We start from the raw sequence: 14,055 nt of genomic DNA, 5'->3' as shown, positions 1-14,055 counted from the left end.
GGGGCTGCTTTAAGTCGTGTTTTGAAGAATAAATAAGTTTGAAAACTTGAATGCCTTAGTAAGGTCTTGGATTTGGAGTGATGGTGCCTGAGGCTAGGGCAAGTAACAATAATAGCACTACGATGGCAGACAGCATCACACGGCGACCTAAGAAGTGACTCAGTCTTTTGCCATTGTGTTTACCAGAGGCGATTTGAATTAGGCCTTTCATCAAATTGAAAGCGATGAAGAACAGCAAAGCGACTAACACAATTTTAAATAACAACACAAAGGTAGATGACGCCATAGTGATAACTCCAAACCGATTGATTGATGATGAACACAAGTTCCGCAGTAAAGGTTTTTGGATAGCGGTTGTTTTAACTGTGGTTTCAGTCGGCATTTTAATCAAGTTGGGTTTGTGGCAGTTAGATCGAGGTAACGAGAAATTGCGCTATGAAATGCAGCTATCAGAAAGAGCGCAGCAATCGTCTAGGTCATTGGATACGGTTATCTCTGAATGGAAGGGCTCGCGTACACAAATGCAAGGTGCATCTGAACTGCCGTCTTTAAATGGTTTGAGAGTTGACGTGGAGCTGGAAGCACCCAGTGGATTAGTGGTTTTGTTAGACAACCAGATTAACCAAGGAACGGTAGGGTATGTGATTTACATGTTGGGCGAAGTTCCAACACAAGATGGAAGAAAACAACTGTTGATCGATCTTGGGTTCGTTGCAGCGAGCCGTGACAGAAGAGAGCTACCCCAATTAGGAAGCATCACACTACCAACCAATATGTCAGGGCGTTTGTACACACGTTCGTTGAACCCTCTAAGTCATGAGTTGGGATTAGAAAATACGACACCGAATAGAATTCAAAACTTAAACATAACAGCGCTATCACAGTACACCGGGCAAGAAGTGCTGCCCTTTGTCTTCCAACCTCAGAGTTTAGATGCATGGCCCTATGAAATGTTATGGCGTCCAACGGCGATGAAATCTGAGAAGCACTTTGGTTACTCATTTCAATGGTTTGTTATGGCTGCGGTACTTTTGTTTTTGACGATGTTGATTGGCTATCGGTACCTAAAGGCAACACCTATCACGAGGAATAAGGATGGATAAATCTCAAGCACAAGTGAACAGGGAAATTACCGAGGCAAACATGGCTGAGCTCAGAAGCCGTCGTACTAAAGGGCGCTTGGTATTAATTGGACTTGTTTTAATTTTCGCTTTGCCAGCCATTATCGCCAAAGCTGTGCTGGACCAGAATTGGTATACCTCAGGTGTCACTAACTCAGGCGAATTGGTAGAACCAAGAACCACGCTTGCGGATTTCGGCGTAACGGTACCCATGGCTGGAGAGGGTTGGGTTGTGGGTTATATCGCTCCTACAGAGTGTGAAAGCTTGTGCGAACAACAACTCCATTATTTGAATCAAAGCTATTTGGCGTTAGGGAAAAACAAAGAGCGCGTGACCGCCGTTGTTTTTGTCTCAGAAGGTAATTCGTTGTCGGGTTCGTTCAACAAGCCGGATTTATCTTTGTTAGCTGGTGGTGATCAGTTAAGTACTGAGTTTTCGCCTGCTTCGATTATCATTATTGACCCACTAGGGCAGTTGGTCATGAAGTACAAAAGCGTTTCTGACCCGTCTCAGTTAGTTAGTCAATCTAAAGGCATGATTCATGATCTAAGAAAGCTGCTTAAGCTGTCACGAGTTGGGTAGTTAATCAGCTTAAGTTGATAAGCTTGAGTCACTAAGCTTGAATTGATGAGCTTTAGCAAATTGCGTTAATGCTGAGTGTTGTTAGCGAAAAGGGAATAAATATAGGGAGATAAACGATGCAGAATAGAGCCCCTGATTTACTCATACACATGATGAGATTAACGATCTTATTAACCCTTACCGTGATCGTGCTCGGCGCTTATACCCGTTTGTCGGATGCTGGCCTTGGCTGTCCTGATTGGCCAGGGTGTTACGGCAAGATAACCGTTCCTTCTGATGCCCAAGCAGTGAATCAAGCCAATCTACAATTTCCAGAACGTGTTCTCGAAGCAGACAAAGCGTGGATAGAGATGATTCATCGCTACTTTGCCGGAACATTAGGGCTGCTTATCTTTGTAGTCGTCGCTTGGTGTATTAAGAAGAACATTACTTCAGCTGGGCTACCATTACTTATCTCGGCAACCGTAATATTTCAGGCTTTGCTTGGAATGTGGACGGTGACTCTCAAGTTGATGCCCGTTGTGGTTATGGCACATTTGATGGGGGGCTTCACGCTACTGTCGCTATTGTGTCTGCTCTACTGTCGTTTGTCTCAATTTCAAAGCCGTTTTGGTGAGGCTACGTATACTTCGTCACTTAAGGCTTGGGCGCTGTTCGGGCTACTCATTGTGGTCGGGCAGATACTGCTTGGTGGTTGGACATCGTCGAACTATGCCGCGTTGGTGTGTACACAGTTACCCATATGTGAAGGTAACTGGATGAGCTATCTCGACTTCAAAAATGCGTTTGATTTTGCTCAACACGGCCATGATAACTATGAGTTTGGTGTGTTGGAATATCCCGCAAGGCTCACCATCCATGTCATGCACAGGTTCGGGGCTATTTTGGCGACGTTAACGGTGCTGATGATCGTGTACCAGCTATGGAAATTTGGCCAAGTGCCTCACCAAAAGCTGAGCGTGATTGTCGCATTAGTATTGTTTACTCAAATCAGCCTTGGGATCAGTAACGTATGGTTTCATTTACCCATTTCAGTTGCGGTTTCGCATAACCTAGTCGCAGCGATGTTGCTAATCAGCATGGTGGTGACCAATTTTGTGGTCTGGCAACGCAAACCGAGTGAGAGCTTGGTGAAGAACAGTGTATTACAAGGAGGTAATCATGGTCATTAGAACGTCAACACAACATGGAGTGGTGGTTCAAGGCGTAGCCTCAAGTCCTAAGATAGCAGCTAGCAATGACATCGCTTTAAATAACGAAACGGCTGCAAAAAACAAAGCTGTTTGGAAGGTCTATTTAACACTGACCAAGCCGAAAGTGGTGGCTTTGATGCTGCTAACTGCATTGGTTGGAATGTGTTTGGCTGTGCCGAATGGATTGCCTTTGCAACAAACTCTGTTCGGGATGATTGGGATAGGGTTAATGGCTGGTTCGGCAGCTGCGTTTAACCATTTGATCGACAAAAAGATCGATGGACAAATGACTCGAACAAATCGACGACCTTTACCATCCGGTGAACTGAGTAGTGCGCGCGTGTTCAGCTTTGCCGCGGGTATTGGCTTACTTGGTTTCGTCACGCTTGTGGTGTGGGTCAATCAACTCACCGCTTGGTTAACCTTTGCAAGCTTATTGGGCTACGCGGTGATCTATACCATGTACTTGAAGCGAGCGACGCCACAGAACATCGTAATTGCAGGGATCGCAGGCGCTATGCCTCCGCTTTTGGGCTGGACGGCAGTTACTAATGAGCTTCATTCAAACGCTTGGTTGTTGGTGATGATCATCTTTATCTGGACCCCTCCGCACTTTTGGGCGTTGGCGATTCATCGTCGTGATGAGTATGCCAAAGTAAACATCCCTATGCTGCCCGTGACCCACGGAATCGAATACACCAAGACTTCTATTTTGCTCTATACCTTGTTGCTTAGCATCGTATGTATATTGCCTGTATTGGTTGGTATGAGTAGTTGGATATATTTGAGCGCGTCCTTGATATTAAACGGTGGGTTTGTTTATCACGCTTGGGTACTTAAGTATCGTGATGAGCCTAACATGGCGATGAAGACCTTCAAGTTCTCCATTTATCATCTTATGATTTTGTTTGTTGCTTTGTTGGCGGATCATTATCTGCTCTGATAGCTCTGATAGCTCTGAACAGATCAAACAAGGTTATTCCCATATCAAAACCAAACCTTTGGTTTCCACTAACCAAACCCTGACATGTCATGTATGAAAAGCCGGACAATTGATTGGCATGAATTATATAAAGGAACCGGTAATGGAATTCACTGAGCAAGATAGAGATGCTTTGTACCAAACGTGGATGTCACAAAAATCTCGAATGCGAATTACGCAGATGGAGTTTTCAAAAAAGCTAGGGATGAACCAGTTGGATTTTTCGCGAGTGCTAAGAGGGGAGAAAGCATTAACCATGTCTTTCGTTAGTCACTTCTGTCGTTTGCTTCATTTGGAGCCAAGGAATGTGCTCCCTTCACTTAAAGAAGACAATGAATCCGGGCCCAAAGTGGTTTATCTGAAAAGTAGAATGAGTGTTGATGGTGAGATCCAAAATGCTTATATCGAAGGCAATCAGGTGATCGTAGAGTATGCACATACTGTTCAGAACCATTGATTTTAGATCGAGCTCTGAGTTTTACCTCTTTTTCTACAACTTTTAACTTAGGGTATGGCATACTTAGTTAATTCCTTGATTTACTTAAGTGCGTTATGAAACCTTTAAAAGTCCTTTTGCTTGTTGCAACCAGCATGTTTTTGTTTGGTTGTGCAGGCGGCCCAATTAAAACCGCTACTAAATTCACCAGTTATGAAGATTTTCGGCCTGGCCCTGATGGAGGCGTTGATTTAGTTTGGGCAAGGATAGGGCTGCGTGACGAACAACGTTTGAAATCCAAGTTAGACGCTTATGACTCTGTGGTGATCGACCAAATCTTTGTGTTGGCAGAAGAAGGCACAGTAGATCAGGAAGACATTCAGGAGCTCACTGACCATATGGTGAGTCGTTTGGAAGCGAAGATATCGCCTCACAAAACGATTGTCGATGAACCAACAGGGAACACGCTGCGCTTAAGCATTGCTTTGAGCAACGTTGAAACGCCTAACCCGATCTTAGCGGTGACAAGCAGTGTGCTGCCGTTTGGCCTTGCGATGTCGACCATATCTAAGGTGACGACAGGTGAGCACACCAACGTTGGGAGCGCCAGTGTTGAGCTATTGGTCAGTGATGCGCAAGACGGCACTCCGTTGTTTGCGGCCATCGACCGCGAAGCGGGTAATAAAGACTTTTCTACTATGATTGATTCGTTAGATGATGCCAAAGATGCGATCAACTATTGGGTTGAACGTTTAGGTGATACTCTACAGAGCATCGACGACGTCTAGAAAGAGCTTGTAATGCTAGAGAAAGAGAACCTAATTAAGCTAGCCAGAATGCAAATGCCATTTGGCAAATACGCTGGCCGCACCTTGATTGACCTGCCTGAAGAATACTTGCTGTGGTTCGATAAAAAGGGCTTCCCACAAGGTGAGTTGGGCGATCTAATGCAGCTATGTTTAGCTCTCAAGATTGAGGGCTTAGATTCTGTGGTGCAACCGCTTAAATATGACTATTAGCCCTAGTCGCATCCCACACTTAGTAACTAAAATCCCATCCAAATAAGTGACGAGTAGTGGTGATTTTCTGAGGAACACTCAATACAGAGGCAAGAACTGAATCTTGCCTTTTGAATGTTTATGAACCCAGATTCGCCGTAACTTTAATATTACTCCCAACACCTCCCTCAAAGAGCCCGTCTTAATTGTTAATAATTATTAGTCATCCACTATGTTCATTAATGACGAGTTCAGAATCGACTAGCTTTAGCTTCCCCTCAGTGACCTGTACACACAGACAGTTTATTACTTATTGAATCAATCATGGCTTAAAGAAGAGTGGTTTTGAACTCTGAATGAGCACGGGTTTAACGAGAGTTTGATTTTAAGTTTCTGATTAATAGATAAATTGGTGGGTGGTTAAAAATGATAACGAGCGTTACATAGGCGGCAATGTGTGCTTGCACGATATTAAAATGTTATCTGATGTTAATGTTGGGCGCATTGCCCAACACTAATTATTTATTGTCAGTTTTAGAAAATCGCATTGTGTTAGAGTTGACCAATTCGAAATAATCAAGGCGCTCTATTTCAAGCCAACATTCTCGTTCTTGACCGTATAGCTCCTGAATAATCGCTGAATCTTCAATTTGACACATAAATTCTGAGCTGATCAAATGTACGCTCTTGGACTCTCCCGGTGATAGAATTAAAGTGTCAGTTACTTTTTCTGTTTCAATATCAAACATGCTTGCTGAAATTGTTAAATTTTTATCGATTCTGTTCGAAAATTTTCGGCCATCTATTTCATTAATTGATTCATAGCCTTCTGACTTAAGATGTAGTTTTGCCAGCCCCTTAAGTGAAATTGCAGTCTTTCCTGAGTTTGTAATGGTTGCAGTGACAATCAAATCTTTGAAACGCTCAATTTCTTTGTCCACCAAATCCAGTATCAAGTCAATTTCAGAATCGCTCCAATCAATACTTTCAATATAACTAGTAATCGCTTTTAAGTTATCAGTGTGAGTTGTTGAAAACGAAAGAGCGATCAGGTGGCATTTTTCTTCTAATTTTTTTTGTAGCTCTTTGTGTCGAGACCAGTTAAATGCTAATCGTCTCGAACCGACAGCTACGACAGGACCGCGATCAGTTATATCTTGGTAATGTTTTTTGTCTGTGTCATCGTCAATATCTTCGAGCTCTAACATTTTACAGTCGTTATCGATCATTTCGTTCAGTATTTGTGACCAAAATGTCGAGTGAAGCCTATGCCAAAGGGTATAGAACTCGTCTATCATCCCTGAATATAATAATGACTTAAGCTCCGGAAGTGTTTGGCGAATATCTTTTCTGAGTAAAGATTCCTGCTTTAGTCTTTTTGAGGTTTCAATCAAATATTCAACGTAGTCACGATGATTTTGGTAAAAACGACTTGGAGACTTAATTAGCCGACAGTTACTTAGTGAATGGTATACGTCACTAGGTGTTCTCAATACGTCAGTACTTACCGTGTGATATGCTTCCTTTTCTTTGTTAATTAGCGCAATAGAAACGGAAGTCAATAAAATTTTAGGTTTCCCTTGCATAAAGCGTACGGTAGCATAGCTACTGCACAGCCCACCCAATATGGTTCCGCCTATGCCTCCTAACCCAATCAATGTTGCTGTATCCATTAGTCTCTCTATAACGTTTAATTATACTGTGCACATGGTAACATACGCGCACTAAATCATATATACAATAAGGACTAAGGTGTTGCGCAGTCAACACTAAATCCCGAGTGTTGAACAAGCCCGAAGCCACTTTGTTAAGTAAAAATTGTACGATTGCATTTGAAGGGCACATCGCTTTGAGGCTTTTCTCAAGGCGAGCGAGGTCAAGATAAGGTTGCGATAGCAATCTTATCAACCGGTTAGCTGTTTTTCGTTTCTTTCGTCGTCACATCTCCTCTGTTTTTTTTTGATGCCATTCTCCCTATTATCAATGCCTTTTGGCCAGGTGGCTCCGCTCACTTCTACGCATGTCAAAATCGACAACCATAAATTGGGCATCGTGACCGAGTTTATTGAGTGTTGTTACCTAATAATGTGCAGATGTGGATGCAAGTTTCGTTGTTGGCTGTGGGTATGCAGGCGTTATAGCTCAGGTCAGATTCACCTTCTGAAAAGTCATAACTACGTTAATCACGTATAGTTTTGCTATGTGTACGTCACTTGCGTATACTCTGTGTATGAAAAGTGTATTTGTCGAATCGACCATATTTGAAAAGTACCGTAATGAATATCTCAGCGATGATGAGTTTAGGCTTTTTCAAGCTGAGTTAATGTCTAACCCAAAACAGGGGGACGTGATTCAAGGTACAGGTGGTTTGCGAAAGATTCGAGTTGCAAGTAAAGGTAAGGGCAAGCGTGGCGGCTCTCGTGTTATCTATTACTTCCTCGATGAAAAGCGTCGTTTCTACTTGCTGACAATTTATGGCAAGAATGAAATGTCCGATTTAACTGAAGATCAAAAGAAACAATTAAAGGCTTTTATGGAGGCGTGGCGTAATGAGCAATCGTGACCTATTTGCAGAGTTAAGTACTGCTCTTGTTGAGGCTAAAGAGCATTCAGAGGGTAAACTCACTCTTAAAACTCATCAAGTTAACGATATCAGTGAGTTAGATATTTCACCTAATGAAATCGTGAGTATCCGTGAACAGTTTAATATGTCGCGTGGTGTGTTTGCGCGTTTACTGCATACATCATCCCGAACATTAGAAAACTGGGAACAAGGGCGTAGCGCACCAAATGGACAAGCTGTGACCCTTCTAAAATTGGTTCAGCGTCATCCGGAAACTCTTTCGCACATCGCTGAGCTATAACAAATAAGGGCTAGGGTGTTGCGCAGCCAACACTAAATCCCAAGTGTTGAACAAGCCCGAAGCCACTTTATTAAGTAAATTGTACCATTGAGTATGAAGGGCGCACCGCTTTGAGGCTTTTCTCAAGGCGAGCGAGGCCAAGATAAGGTTACGATAGCAATCTTATCAACCAGCTAGCTGTTTTTCGTTTCTTTCTTCGTCGCATCTCCTCTGACTTCGTCAATGCCATTCTCCTTATTATCAATGCCTTTCGGCCAACCGCACGATAATAGGCATCAATAGTCGCAGGTCGTTTACCTTGCAGCTTTAGGTTGGTAAGGTGTTGTTCATAAAGGGTGTTGTAGCGTTCTAAGTCGGTGGGATTCATAAGTTACTCCTGTGATTGACCATCAAGATGATGGTGTGACAAGAGTATGGCTTGCACTCGTTTACTCTGCCGCGCAGCGGCTTCGTTCAACAAGCAATCAAGGGTGGCACGTTACACCCGGCGGTTTTGGTTCGAAGTGTATTAGGTTTGGTAAGTTCAGCGTTGGCGCACCTTATTGCAGGTGTTATATGCTTGGAAGAACCTGTAAGGAAGTAGGTGTAAGTTTTTGGATAAAATCACATTTTTCACAAAATTAGAGCGTCAAATCCTATCAGGTAAAAAGACCGCAACGATTCGAGATGAATCAGAAAGCCATTATTTCTCGGGGCAGGTCGTAGAAGCTTTTACTCTCGAAGACGACCGGAAAATCTGTAAACTAGAGATAATTGGTGTTGAGCATGTGGAGTTTGAGCTGCTTAATCGAAAGCATGCTAAAGCCGAAAATTTGCCATTTGTATTTATGCTCAAATGGATTTTGCGGAAAATATATCCAACAGAAAATAGTTTGTGTTTTATCAGATTCAAAGTTGTTGCGTAGCCAACACTAAATCCCGAGTGTTGAACAAGCCCGAAGCCACATTATTATGTAAATTGTACGATTGAACTTGAGTTACTCCTGTGAATGACCATCAAGATGATGCTCATTCACAGGAGTATGGCTTGCACTCGTTTTACTCTGCCGCGCAGCGGCTTTGTTCAATAAGGCAATTAAACGGAACTAAAACGGTGGGTTACGCTTCGATTCGCTCCACATTTTAACCCGCTATTTTAGTCCGCTTATTGCTGCGTTAGGTTTTCAATCAATTTCATCACAGGAATCAAGGTGCTAAATGAGAATAATAAAACTGAGCTCTTCAGATCCGGATATGGTTACAATTGAAGCAGTTCATGAGTACTTCAACGATAAACTTGCGACAAGGCTGCCTCAAGGTAGGTTTTTGCTTACGAAAGGCAGAATTAAATCAGATGGGTTATCTATTGGTGAAATTGTTGTTTTTACGTACAAAGCAAATTTGGTGTACTTCGCTTTCGTTAGTCAGGAAGTAACGCAAAACGAAGATCCTGACAGCAGTGAGTATCCTTCGTACTTTTGTATTGACCTCGCTACACTTGCACCTTGCACTGGTACATTGAATGAATTTAATCAGCGTCTTATTGAGCAAGGAGTTACTGATAAAAAATTTGGCGGGCAAGGTTGGGTTCAAGTCCCTAGTGCTGAAAGTAACCCTAATCTAGAAAGTTTACTTATCCCTTTTATAAGCCAAGATGCAACTAACGTTACTGTTACAGGTCGCCTTACTGAAACGGTGGCTAGGGTAGGTCAACAAAAATTCAAGAAGAACCTTATCGAAATGTGGGGTTGTTGTGCAGTAACAGGTTTAGACATAGAAACATTATTAGTCGCATCTCATATTAAGCCGTGGTCTAAGGCAAATAGCATTGAGAAACTAGATTGTTACAATGGCTTACTGTTAGCTCCTCATTTAGATGCCCTGTTTGACAAGGGTTTCATTACGTTTGACTCAAATGGAAAAATTCAAATATCTAATGAGTTAATTGGTAAAGAAAAAATGTTGGGCATTACACCATTACTCAAGCTTTCAAAAGTAACTGAAAATAATAAAAAATACTTATCTTGGCACAGAAATGAACTCTTTCGTGGCAAGATAACCTAACTAATAAAGATTAAGGTGTTGCGCAGCCAACACTAAATCCTGAGTGTTGAACAAGCCCGAAGCCACTTTATTAAGTAAATTGTACGATTGAACTTGAAGGGCTCATCGGTTTGAGGCTTTTCTCAAAGCGAGCGAGGCCAAGATAAGGTTGCGATAGCAATCTTATCAACCAGTTAGCTATTTTTCGTTTCTTTCGTCGTCACATCTTCTGTTGTTTCGCCTGTACAATTCTCCATATACCGTTCCTGCGCAGAAATTGCCAAATTTGATCGGTTCTATTCTTCGATGAGTAACATCCAAACCAAGGTTGTGGTGCTAGTTCCCATTTTTCTCTATGTGACGAAAAGTCTTTAGCTCTCTATTTTTGTGTATGCGTTTTGTAAAGGCTGTAGTGTGGTAAAGAGCTTTTATCTATCGTTGCGTAAGACATTATCTAGCCAGGATAGTTTGAAGAGCTGTGTTCTTACTGTGTCTGATAACTGCGCAATCGATAGTGTGTAAATAATGTTGTACGGGGTGTTTTAAATATAAAACACAAAATAAATTGCGTTTTTTTTCAATTAGTGATTGAAACTGTGGTTTTTACTAGTTAAGTTACAGGGAACAAGAAGATAAATGCTGATGGAAAGTGACGTGAGATAACGTGCATTCAGCCTCAAGGATAGAAAATAGGAAGAAGTAAGCAATGTTCCAGACTGATGATGTAAGAATTAACAAAGTAAAAGAGTTATTACCACCTGTTGCTGTTTTAGAAAAGTTTCCAGCGACAGAAATTGCTTCTTCTACAACCTTTGAAAGCCGCAAAGCGATCCACAATATTTTAGAAGATAGCGATGATCGCTTACTTGTTATTGTTGGCCCATGTTCTATTCATGATACAGAAGCTGCGCTTGAGTACGGTAAACGTTTGAAAGTGCTACGCGACGAACTAGGCGATAACCTTGAAATCGTAATGCGTGTTTACTTTGAAAAACCACGTACCACTGTTGGCTGGAAAGGCCTAATCAATGACCCGTACATGAACGACACGTTCAAACTAAATGACGGTCTTCGTCTAGGACGTAAGTTACTACTTGATCTAACTGACATGGGAATGCCTACGGCGAGTGAATTCCTAGATATGATCACGCCGCAATACGTTGCCGATCTAATCAGCTGGGGCGCAATTGGCGCACGTACTACTGAATCTCAAGTTCACCGTGAACTGGCTTCTGGCTTATCTTGCCCAGTTGGCTTTAAGAATGGTACGGATGGCAATATCAAGATCGCAACAGACGCTATTCGTTCGGCAAGTGCTTCGCACCACTTCTTGTCGGTAACTAAATACGGCCACTCAGCAATCGTTGAAACAGCAGGTAACCCTGATTGTCATATCATCCTACGCGGTGGTAAAGAGCCAAACTACAGTGCAGAGCACGTTGGTAAGATTAAAGAAGAGCTAGAAGCTTCAGGTCTTCCACAGAAGGTGATGATTGATTTCAGCCACGCGAACAGCTCAAAGCAGTTCAAACGCCAAATGAACGTTTCTGATGACGTAAGCGCACAGATCTCTGGCGGTGACAAAGCTATCTTTGGTGTGATGATTGAATCTCACTTAGTTGAAGGTCGCCAAGATCTTGTTGATGGCAAAGCTGCAACCTACGGCCAATCTGTTACTGATGCATGTATTGGTTGGGAAGATACTGAAACAGTTCTTCGCCAACTTGCAGGTGCTGTTGAAGCGCGTCGTAACAAGTAATCTAATTATTACAGCCAGTCGCTAAGCGGCTAAAAATTCAAAGCCCTTATTAGCAATCGCTAGTAAGGGCTTTTTTGTGGATCTTAACTACTAGCTAGAAGTCATTGGTATTGCTTCTTAATGACCTTCTGAGTTGGAAATGACCATACCTTGAGCTTCGCCAAAATCTTGAGGATCGATCTTGAGCGTTTGTGTTGGGAAGGCGATATCAGCATTGTGCTTATGAATAATCGCCAACACCTGCAGCAGGACATCTTGCTTAACTTCGTGGTATCTCACCCAGTTAACCGTTTTGGTGAAGGTGTAGATAAAGAAATTAAGGGTTGATGGACCAAACTTATCAAAGTTAACGATCAGCGTCTGTTTTGCATCAATGTCAGGGTGTGTTTCGAGCATGGATCTAACTTCATCAACAATTAGAGCTAGCTTGTCTGCATCTTGATAACGAAGACCGAAGGTTTCATTGATTCTGCGGTTCAACATTCTTGATGGGTTCTCCACCACAATGTTACTGAATACCGAATTTGGCACGTATAAAGGTCGCTTATCAAAAGTGCGAATGATGGTCATGCGCCAACCAATGCGTTCGACTGTACCTTCGATTTGGCGGTCTGGTGAGCGTATCCAATCACCGACTTTAAAAGGACGGTCGAAGTAAATCATCATGCCGCCAAAGAAATTCGACAGTAGATCCTTTGCTGCCAAACCGACGATTAAGCCACCCACACCACCGAAGGTGAGTAAGCCAGATAGGCTCAGACCAAATGCCTGCATGATGGTCAGGCCGCCCATCACCATAAAGAACAAGCGAGCGACTTTAGCGATAGCTTGTACTGTGGTTTCGTCTCTGGTTTTTTGTTCTAAGACGTACGCTTCAGTGTTGGTGATCATTCGCAAGGTAAACCAAACGAAGGTACAGATAATTAATATGTGCTTAAGTGTTTTTAACCAATTAATTTCATTACCAAACTGGTCTTGAAGGATTAACCCCACAGAGACAGTTGCAGGCCAACACCAGAGTAATGTACTGACAGGTGTTTTTAGCGCCTCTAGCAGTAGGTCATCCCAGTGGAATGGGGTTTTCTGAACCAGAATTTCTAAGCGATTATGGATAATTCGCCAAGCGACCCAAGCGAGAAAGCTCGCAATAGTGATGAATAGGACGCTGTTTGCCCAATCACTATGGCTCTGGTTAATGTAGGTTTGTACTTGGGTTATGAATTCATTCATTGTGTGTACTGCCGCAGAAATAGTGGGTTAGAAATTAGCAGAAATCACTTTTGTTCTCTACCTTTATAAATCAAGCGATTAGCTGACAATTGTATCTCTATATGGATATATAGTCGTTTTTTTGTATGAAGACAATTTCATTATTTGTTTTCGATGCTACATAGCTTTGTAAGTGGAGTAATAAATGAGTGACAAACAATATGCAGTTATTGGCTTGGGACGTTTTGGTCTCTCAGTCTGTAAAGAGCTACAAAGTTCAGGCTCACAGGTACTCGCCGTTGATATTGATGAAGAGCGAGTGAAAGATGCGGCGGCTTTTGTTTCTCAAGCGATTGTTGCGAACTGTACAAGCGAAGAGACAGTTAAAGAGTTAAGGCTCGATGAATACGACATGGTGATGGTGTCGATAGGCTCTGACGTTAATTCCAGTATTCTCACAACGTTGGTCGTTAAAGAGTCAGGCGCAAAAGCAGTCTGGGTGAAGGCGAATGATAAGTTCCACGGCAAGATTCTCTCTAAGATTGGTGCCGACCACATCATTATGCCCGAGCGAGACATGGGTATTCGTGTCGCGCGTAAAATGTTGGATAGACGCGTTCTTGAGTTTATCGACCTTGGCAGTGGCTTAGCGATGACGGAAATCGTTATTGGATCCAAGTTCTTGGGTAAGCAACTTCGCGATCTTAAGCTGTGCAAAGAGGTTGGTGTGGAGGTACTTGGCTTCAAGCGAGGCCCGAACTTAACGAAAGCACCAGAACTGGATGTGAGTTTAGAAATTGGGGATGTGGTGATCATCGCTGGGCCGAAAGATACTTTATCTAGAAAGCTACGCAATTGGTAATTGGCAATCGGTAAGTAAGGTAACAG

The 14,055-nt window shown here is 42.6% G+C and carries 16 protein-coding genes and 1 pseudogene; 13 read left to right on the top strand and 4 right to left on the bottom strand.

All coding sequences use genetic code 11. The annotated features are described in order from the left end of the window. Positions 1-55: 55 nt before the first annotated feature. Positions 56-286, bottom strand: coding sequence for a DUF2909 family protein (locus tag ACED42_RS14155; RefSeq protein ID WP_009845660.1), 231 nt, complete (start codon positions 284-286; stop codon positions 56-58). Between ACED42_RS14155 and ACED42_RS14150 the strand changes: the two genes are divergently transcribed. The 7 genes from ACED42_RS14150 to ACED42_RS14120 all read left to right on the top strand — a co-directional run bounded on the left by ACED42_RS14150 (position 225) and on the right by ACED42_RS14120 (position 5,334). Further along, complete coding sequence (locus ACED42_RS14150; protein ID WP_371702992.1) at positions 225-1,103, top strand: SURF1 family protein; 879 nt, start codon at positions 225-227, stop codon at positions 1,101-1,103. The two genes, ACED42_RS14155 and ACED42_RS14150, sit on opposite strands and share 62 nt — an antisense overlap. Continuing rightward, positions 1,096-1,704 carry a hypothetical protein gene (locus ACED42_RS14145; RefSeq protein WP_371702991.1) on the top strand — a complete coding sequence of 203 codons (609 nt, stop codon included), beginning with the start codon at positions 1,096-1,098 and terminating at the stop codon, positions 1,702-1,704. Before ACED42_RS14150 ends, ACED42_RS14145 begins: the two co-directional genes overlap by 8 nt. A 116-nt stretch (positions 1,705-1,820) precedes the next feature. Beyond that, positions 1,821-2,876, top strand: a complete 1,056-nt coding sequence (locus ACED42_RS14140) for a heme A synthase (protein WP_371702990.1) — start codon at positions 1,821-1,823, stop codon at positions 2,874-2,876. Next, positions 2,866-3,840, top strand: a complete 975-nt coding sequence (gene cyoE, locus ACED42_RS14135) for a heme o synthase (RefSeq protein ID WP_371702988.1) — start codon at positions 2,866-2,868, stop codon at positions 3,838-3,840. The genes ACED42_RS14140 and cyoE overlap by 11 nt, the downstream gene beginning before the upstream one ends. 142 nt (positions 3,841-3,982) lie before the next feature. Further along, positions 3,983-4,336: a hypothetical protein gene (locus ACED42_RS14130; RefSeq protein ID WP_009845655.1), complete on the top strand. Its 354-nt coding sequence runs from the start codon at positions 3,983-3,985 to the stop codon at positions 4,334-4,336. A gap of 95 nt (positions 4,337-4,431) precedes the next feature. Next, a complete protein-coding gene (locus tag ACED42_RS14125) occupies positions 4,432-5,103 on the top strand; it encodes a DUF3313 domain-containing protein (protein WP_371702986.1) in 672 nt (223 codons plus the stop codon). A 12-nt stretch (positions 5,104-5,115) separates the two neighbouring features. Beyond that, entirely contained in the window at positions 5,116-5,334 is a 219-nt protein-coding gene (locus tag ACED42_RS14120) for a DUF3820 family protein (protein ID WP_009845653.1), read from the top strand. A gap of 497 nt (positions 5,335-5,831) precedes the next feature. Here ACED42_RS14120 and ACED42_RS14115 read toward each other — a convergent pair whose 3' ends face one another. Further along, complete coding sequence (locus ACED42_RS14115; RefSeq protein WP_371702984.1) at positions 5,832-6,986, bottom strand: hypothetical protein; 1,155 nt, start codon at positions 6,984-6,986, stop codon at positions 5,832-5,834. Between the two features lie 557 nt (positions 6,987-7,543). Here ACED42_RS14115 and ACED42_RS14110 point away from each other — a divergent pair. Further along, complete coding sequence (locus tag ACED42_RS14110; protein ID WP_135383697.1) at positions 7,544-7,876, top strand: type II toxin-antitoxin system RelE/ParE family toxin; 333 nt, start codon at positions 7,544-7,546, stop codon at positions 7,874-7,876. Continuing rightward, complete coding sequence (locus ACED42_RS14105; protein ID WP_009845645.1) at positions 7,863-8,177, top strand: DNA-binding transcriptional regulator; 315 nt, start codon at positions 7,863-7,865, stop codon at positions 8,175-8,177. The genes ACED42_RS14110 and ACED42_RS14105 overlap by 14 nt, the downstream gene beginning before the upstream one ends. Before the next feature lie 250 nt (positions 8,178-8,427). Here the strand turns inward: ACED42_RS14105 and ACED42_RS14100 are convergent. Continuing rightward, positions 8,428-8,544, bottom strand: a pseudogene (locus tag ACED42_RS14100) (integrase); the annotation flags it as partial. 226 nt (positions 8,545-8,770) lie between these two features. Here ACED42_RS14100 and yqfB point away from each other — a divergent pair. The 3 genes from yqfB to aroG all read left to right on the top strand — a co-directional run bounded on the left by yqfB (position 8,771) and on the right by aroG (position 11,958). Then, on the top strand, positions 8,771-9,082 hold the full coding sequence (gene yqfB, locus ACED42_RS14095; RefSeq protein ID WP_240798268.1) for a N(4)-acetylcytidine aminohydrolase: 312 nt from the start codon (positions 8,771-8,773) through the stop codon (positions 9,080-9,082). Between the two features lie 292 nt (positions 9,083-9,374). Then, the gene (locus tag ACED42_RS14090) at positions 9,375-10,220 is read left to right on the top strand and encodes an HNH endonuclease (protein WP_371702982.1); all 846 of its coding nucleotides are present in this window, start codon (positions 9,375-9,377) and stop codon (positions 10,218-10,220) included. A gap of 685 nt (positions 10,221-10,905) precedes the next feature. Then, entirely contained in the window at positions 10,906-11,958 is a 1,053-nt protein-coding gene (gene aroG, locus ACED42_RS14085; RefSeq protein WP_012600346.1) for a 3-deoxy-7-phosphoheptulonate synthase AroG, read from the top strand. A 117-nt stretch (positions 11,959-12,075) separates the two neighbouring features. Here aroG and ACED42_RS14080 read toward each other — a convergent pair whose 3' ends face one another. Continuing rightward, entirely contained in the window at positions 12,076-13,188 is a 1,113-nt protein-coding gene (locus ACED42_RS14080; protein ID WP_009845641.1) for a mechanosensitive ion channel family protein, read from the bottom strand. 184 nt (positions 13,189-13,372) lie between these two features. Here ACED42_RS14080 and ACED42_RS14075 point away from each other — a divergent pair, with 184 nt between their 5' ends. After that, a complete protein-coding gene (locus ACED42_RS14075) occupies positions 13,373-14,029 on the top strand; it encodes a TrkA family potassium uptake protein (RefSeq protein WP_371702981.1) in 657 nt (218 codons plus the stop codon). The last annotated feature ends 26 nt before the right edge of the window (positions 14,030-14,055 follow it).

Source organism: Vibrio sp. FF145 (assembly GCF_041439075.1).
Classification (GTDB): domain Bacteria; phylum Pseudomonadota; class Gammaproteobacteria; order Enterobacterales; family Vibrionaceae; genus Vibrio; species Vibrio tasmaniensis_A.
This window is presented reverse-complemented; position numbering and strand designations above follow the sequence as displayed.

Excerpts from the sequence above, each read along its gene's own strand:
- cyoE (WP_371702988.1), top strand. The coding sequence starts at position 2,866 with ATGGTCATTAGAACGTCAACACAACATGGAGTGGTGGTTCAAGGCGTA.
- ACED42_RS14130 (WP_009845655.1), top strand. The coding sequence starts at position 3,983 with ATGGAATTCACTGAGCAAGATAGAGATGCTTTGTACCAAACGTGGATG.
- ACED42_RS14125 (WP_371702986.1), top strand. The coding sequence starts at position 4,432 with ATGAAACCTTTAAAAGTCCTTTTGCTTGTTGCAACCAGCATGTTTTTG.
- aroG (WP_012600346.1), top strand. The coding sequence starts at position 10,906 with ATGTTCCAGACTGATGATGTAAGAATTAACAAAGTAAAAGAGTTATTA.
- ACED42_RS14105 (WP_009845645.1), top strand. The coding sequence starts at position 7,863 with ATGAGCAATCGTGACCTATTTGCAGAGTTAAGTACTGCTCTTGTTGAG.
- ACED42_RS14075 (WP_371702981.1), top strand. The coding sequence starts at position 13,373 with ATGAGTGACAAACAATATGCAGTTATTGGCTTGGGACGTTTTGGTCTC.
- ACED42_RS14145 (WP_371702991.1), top strand. The coding sequence starts at position 1,096 with ATGGATAAATCTCAAGCACAAGTGAACAGGGAAATTACCGAGGCAAAC.
- ACED42_RS14090 (WP_371702982.1), top strand. The coding sequence starts at position 9,375 with ATGAGAATAATAAAACTGAGCTCTTCAGATCCGGATATGGTTACAATT.
- ACED42_RS14150 (WP_371702992.1), top strand. The coding sequence starts at position 225 with ATGAAGAACAGCAAAGCGACTAACACAATTTTAAATAACAACACAAAG.
- ACED42_RS14120 (WP_009845653.1), top strand. The coding sequence starts at position 5,116 with ATGCTAGAGAAAGAGAACCTAATTAAGCTAGCCAGAATGCAAATGCCA.
- ACED42_RS14080 (WP_009845641.1), bottom strand. The coding sequence starts at position 13,188 with ATGAATGAATTCATAACCCAAGTACAAACCTACATTAACCAGAGCCAT.
- ACED42_RS14110 (WP_135383697.1), top strand. The coding sequence starts at position 7,544 with ATGAAAAGTGTATTTGTCGAATCGACCATATTTGAAAAGTACCGTAAT.
- ACED42_RS14155 (WP_009845660.1), bottom strand. The coding sequence starts at position 286 with ATGGCGTCATCTACCTTTGTGTTGTTATTTAAAATTGTGTTAGTCGCT.
- ACED42_RS14140 (WP_371702990.1), top strand. The coding sequence starts at position 1,821 with ATGCAGAATAGAGCCCCTGATTTACTCATACACATGATGAGATTAACG.
- ACED42_RS14115 (WP_371702984.1), bottom strand. The coding sequence starts at position 6,986 with ATGGATACAGCAACATTGATTGGGTTAGGAGGCATAGGCGGAACCATA.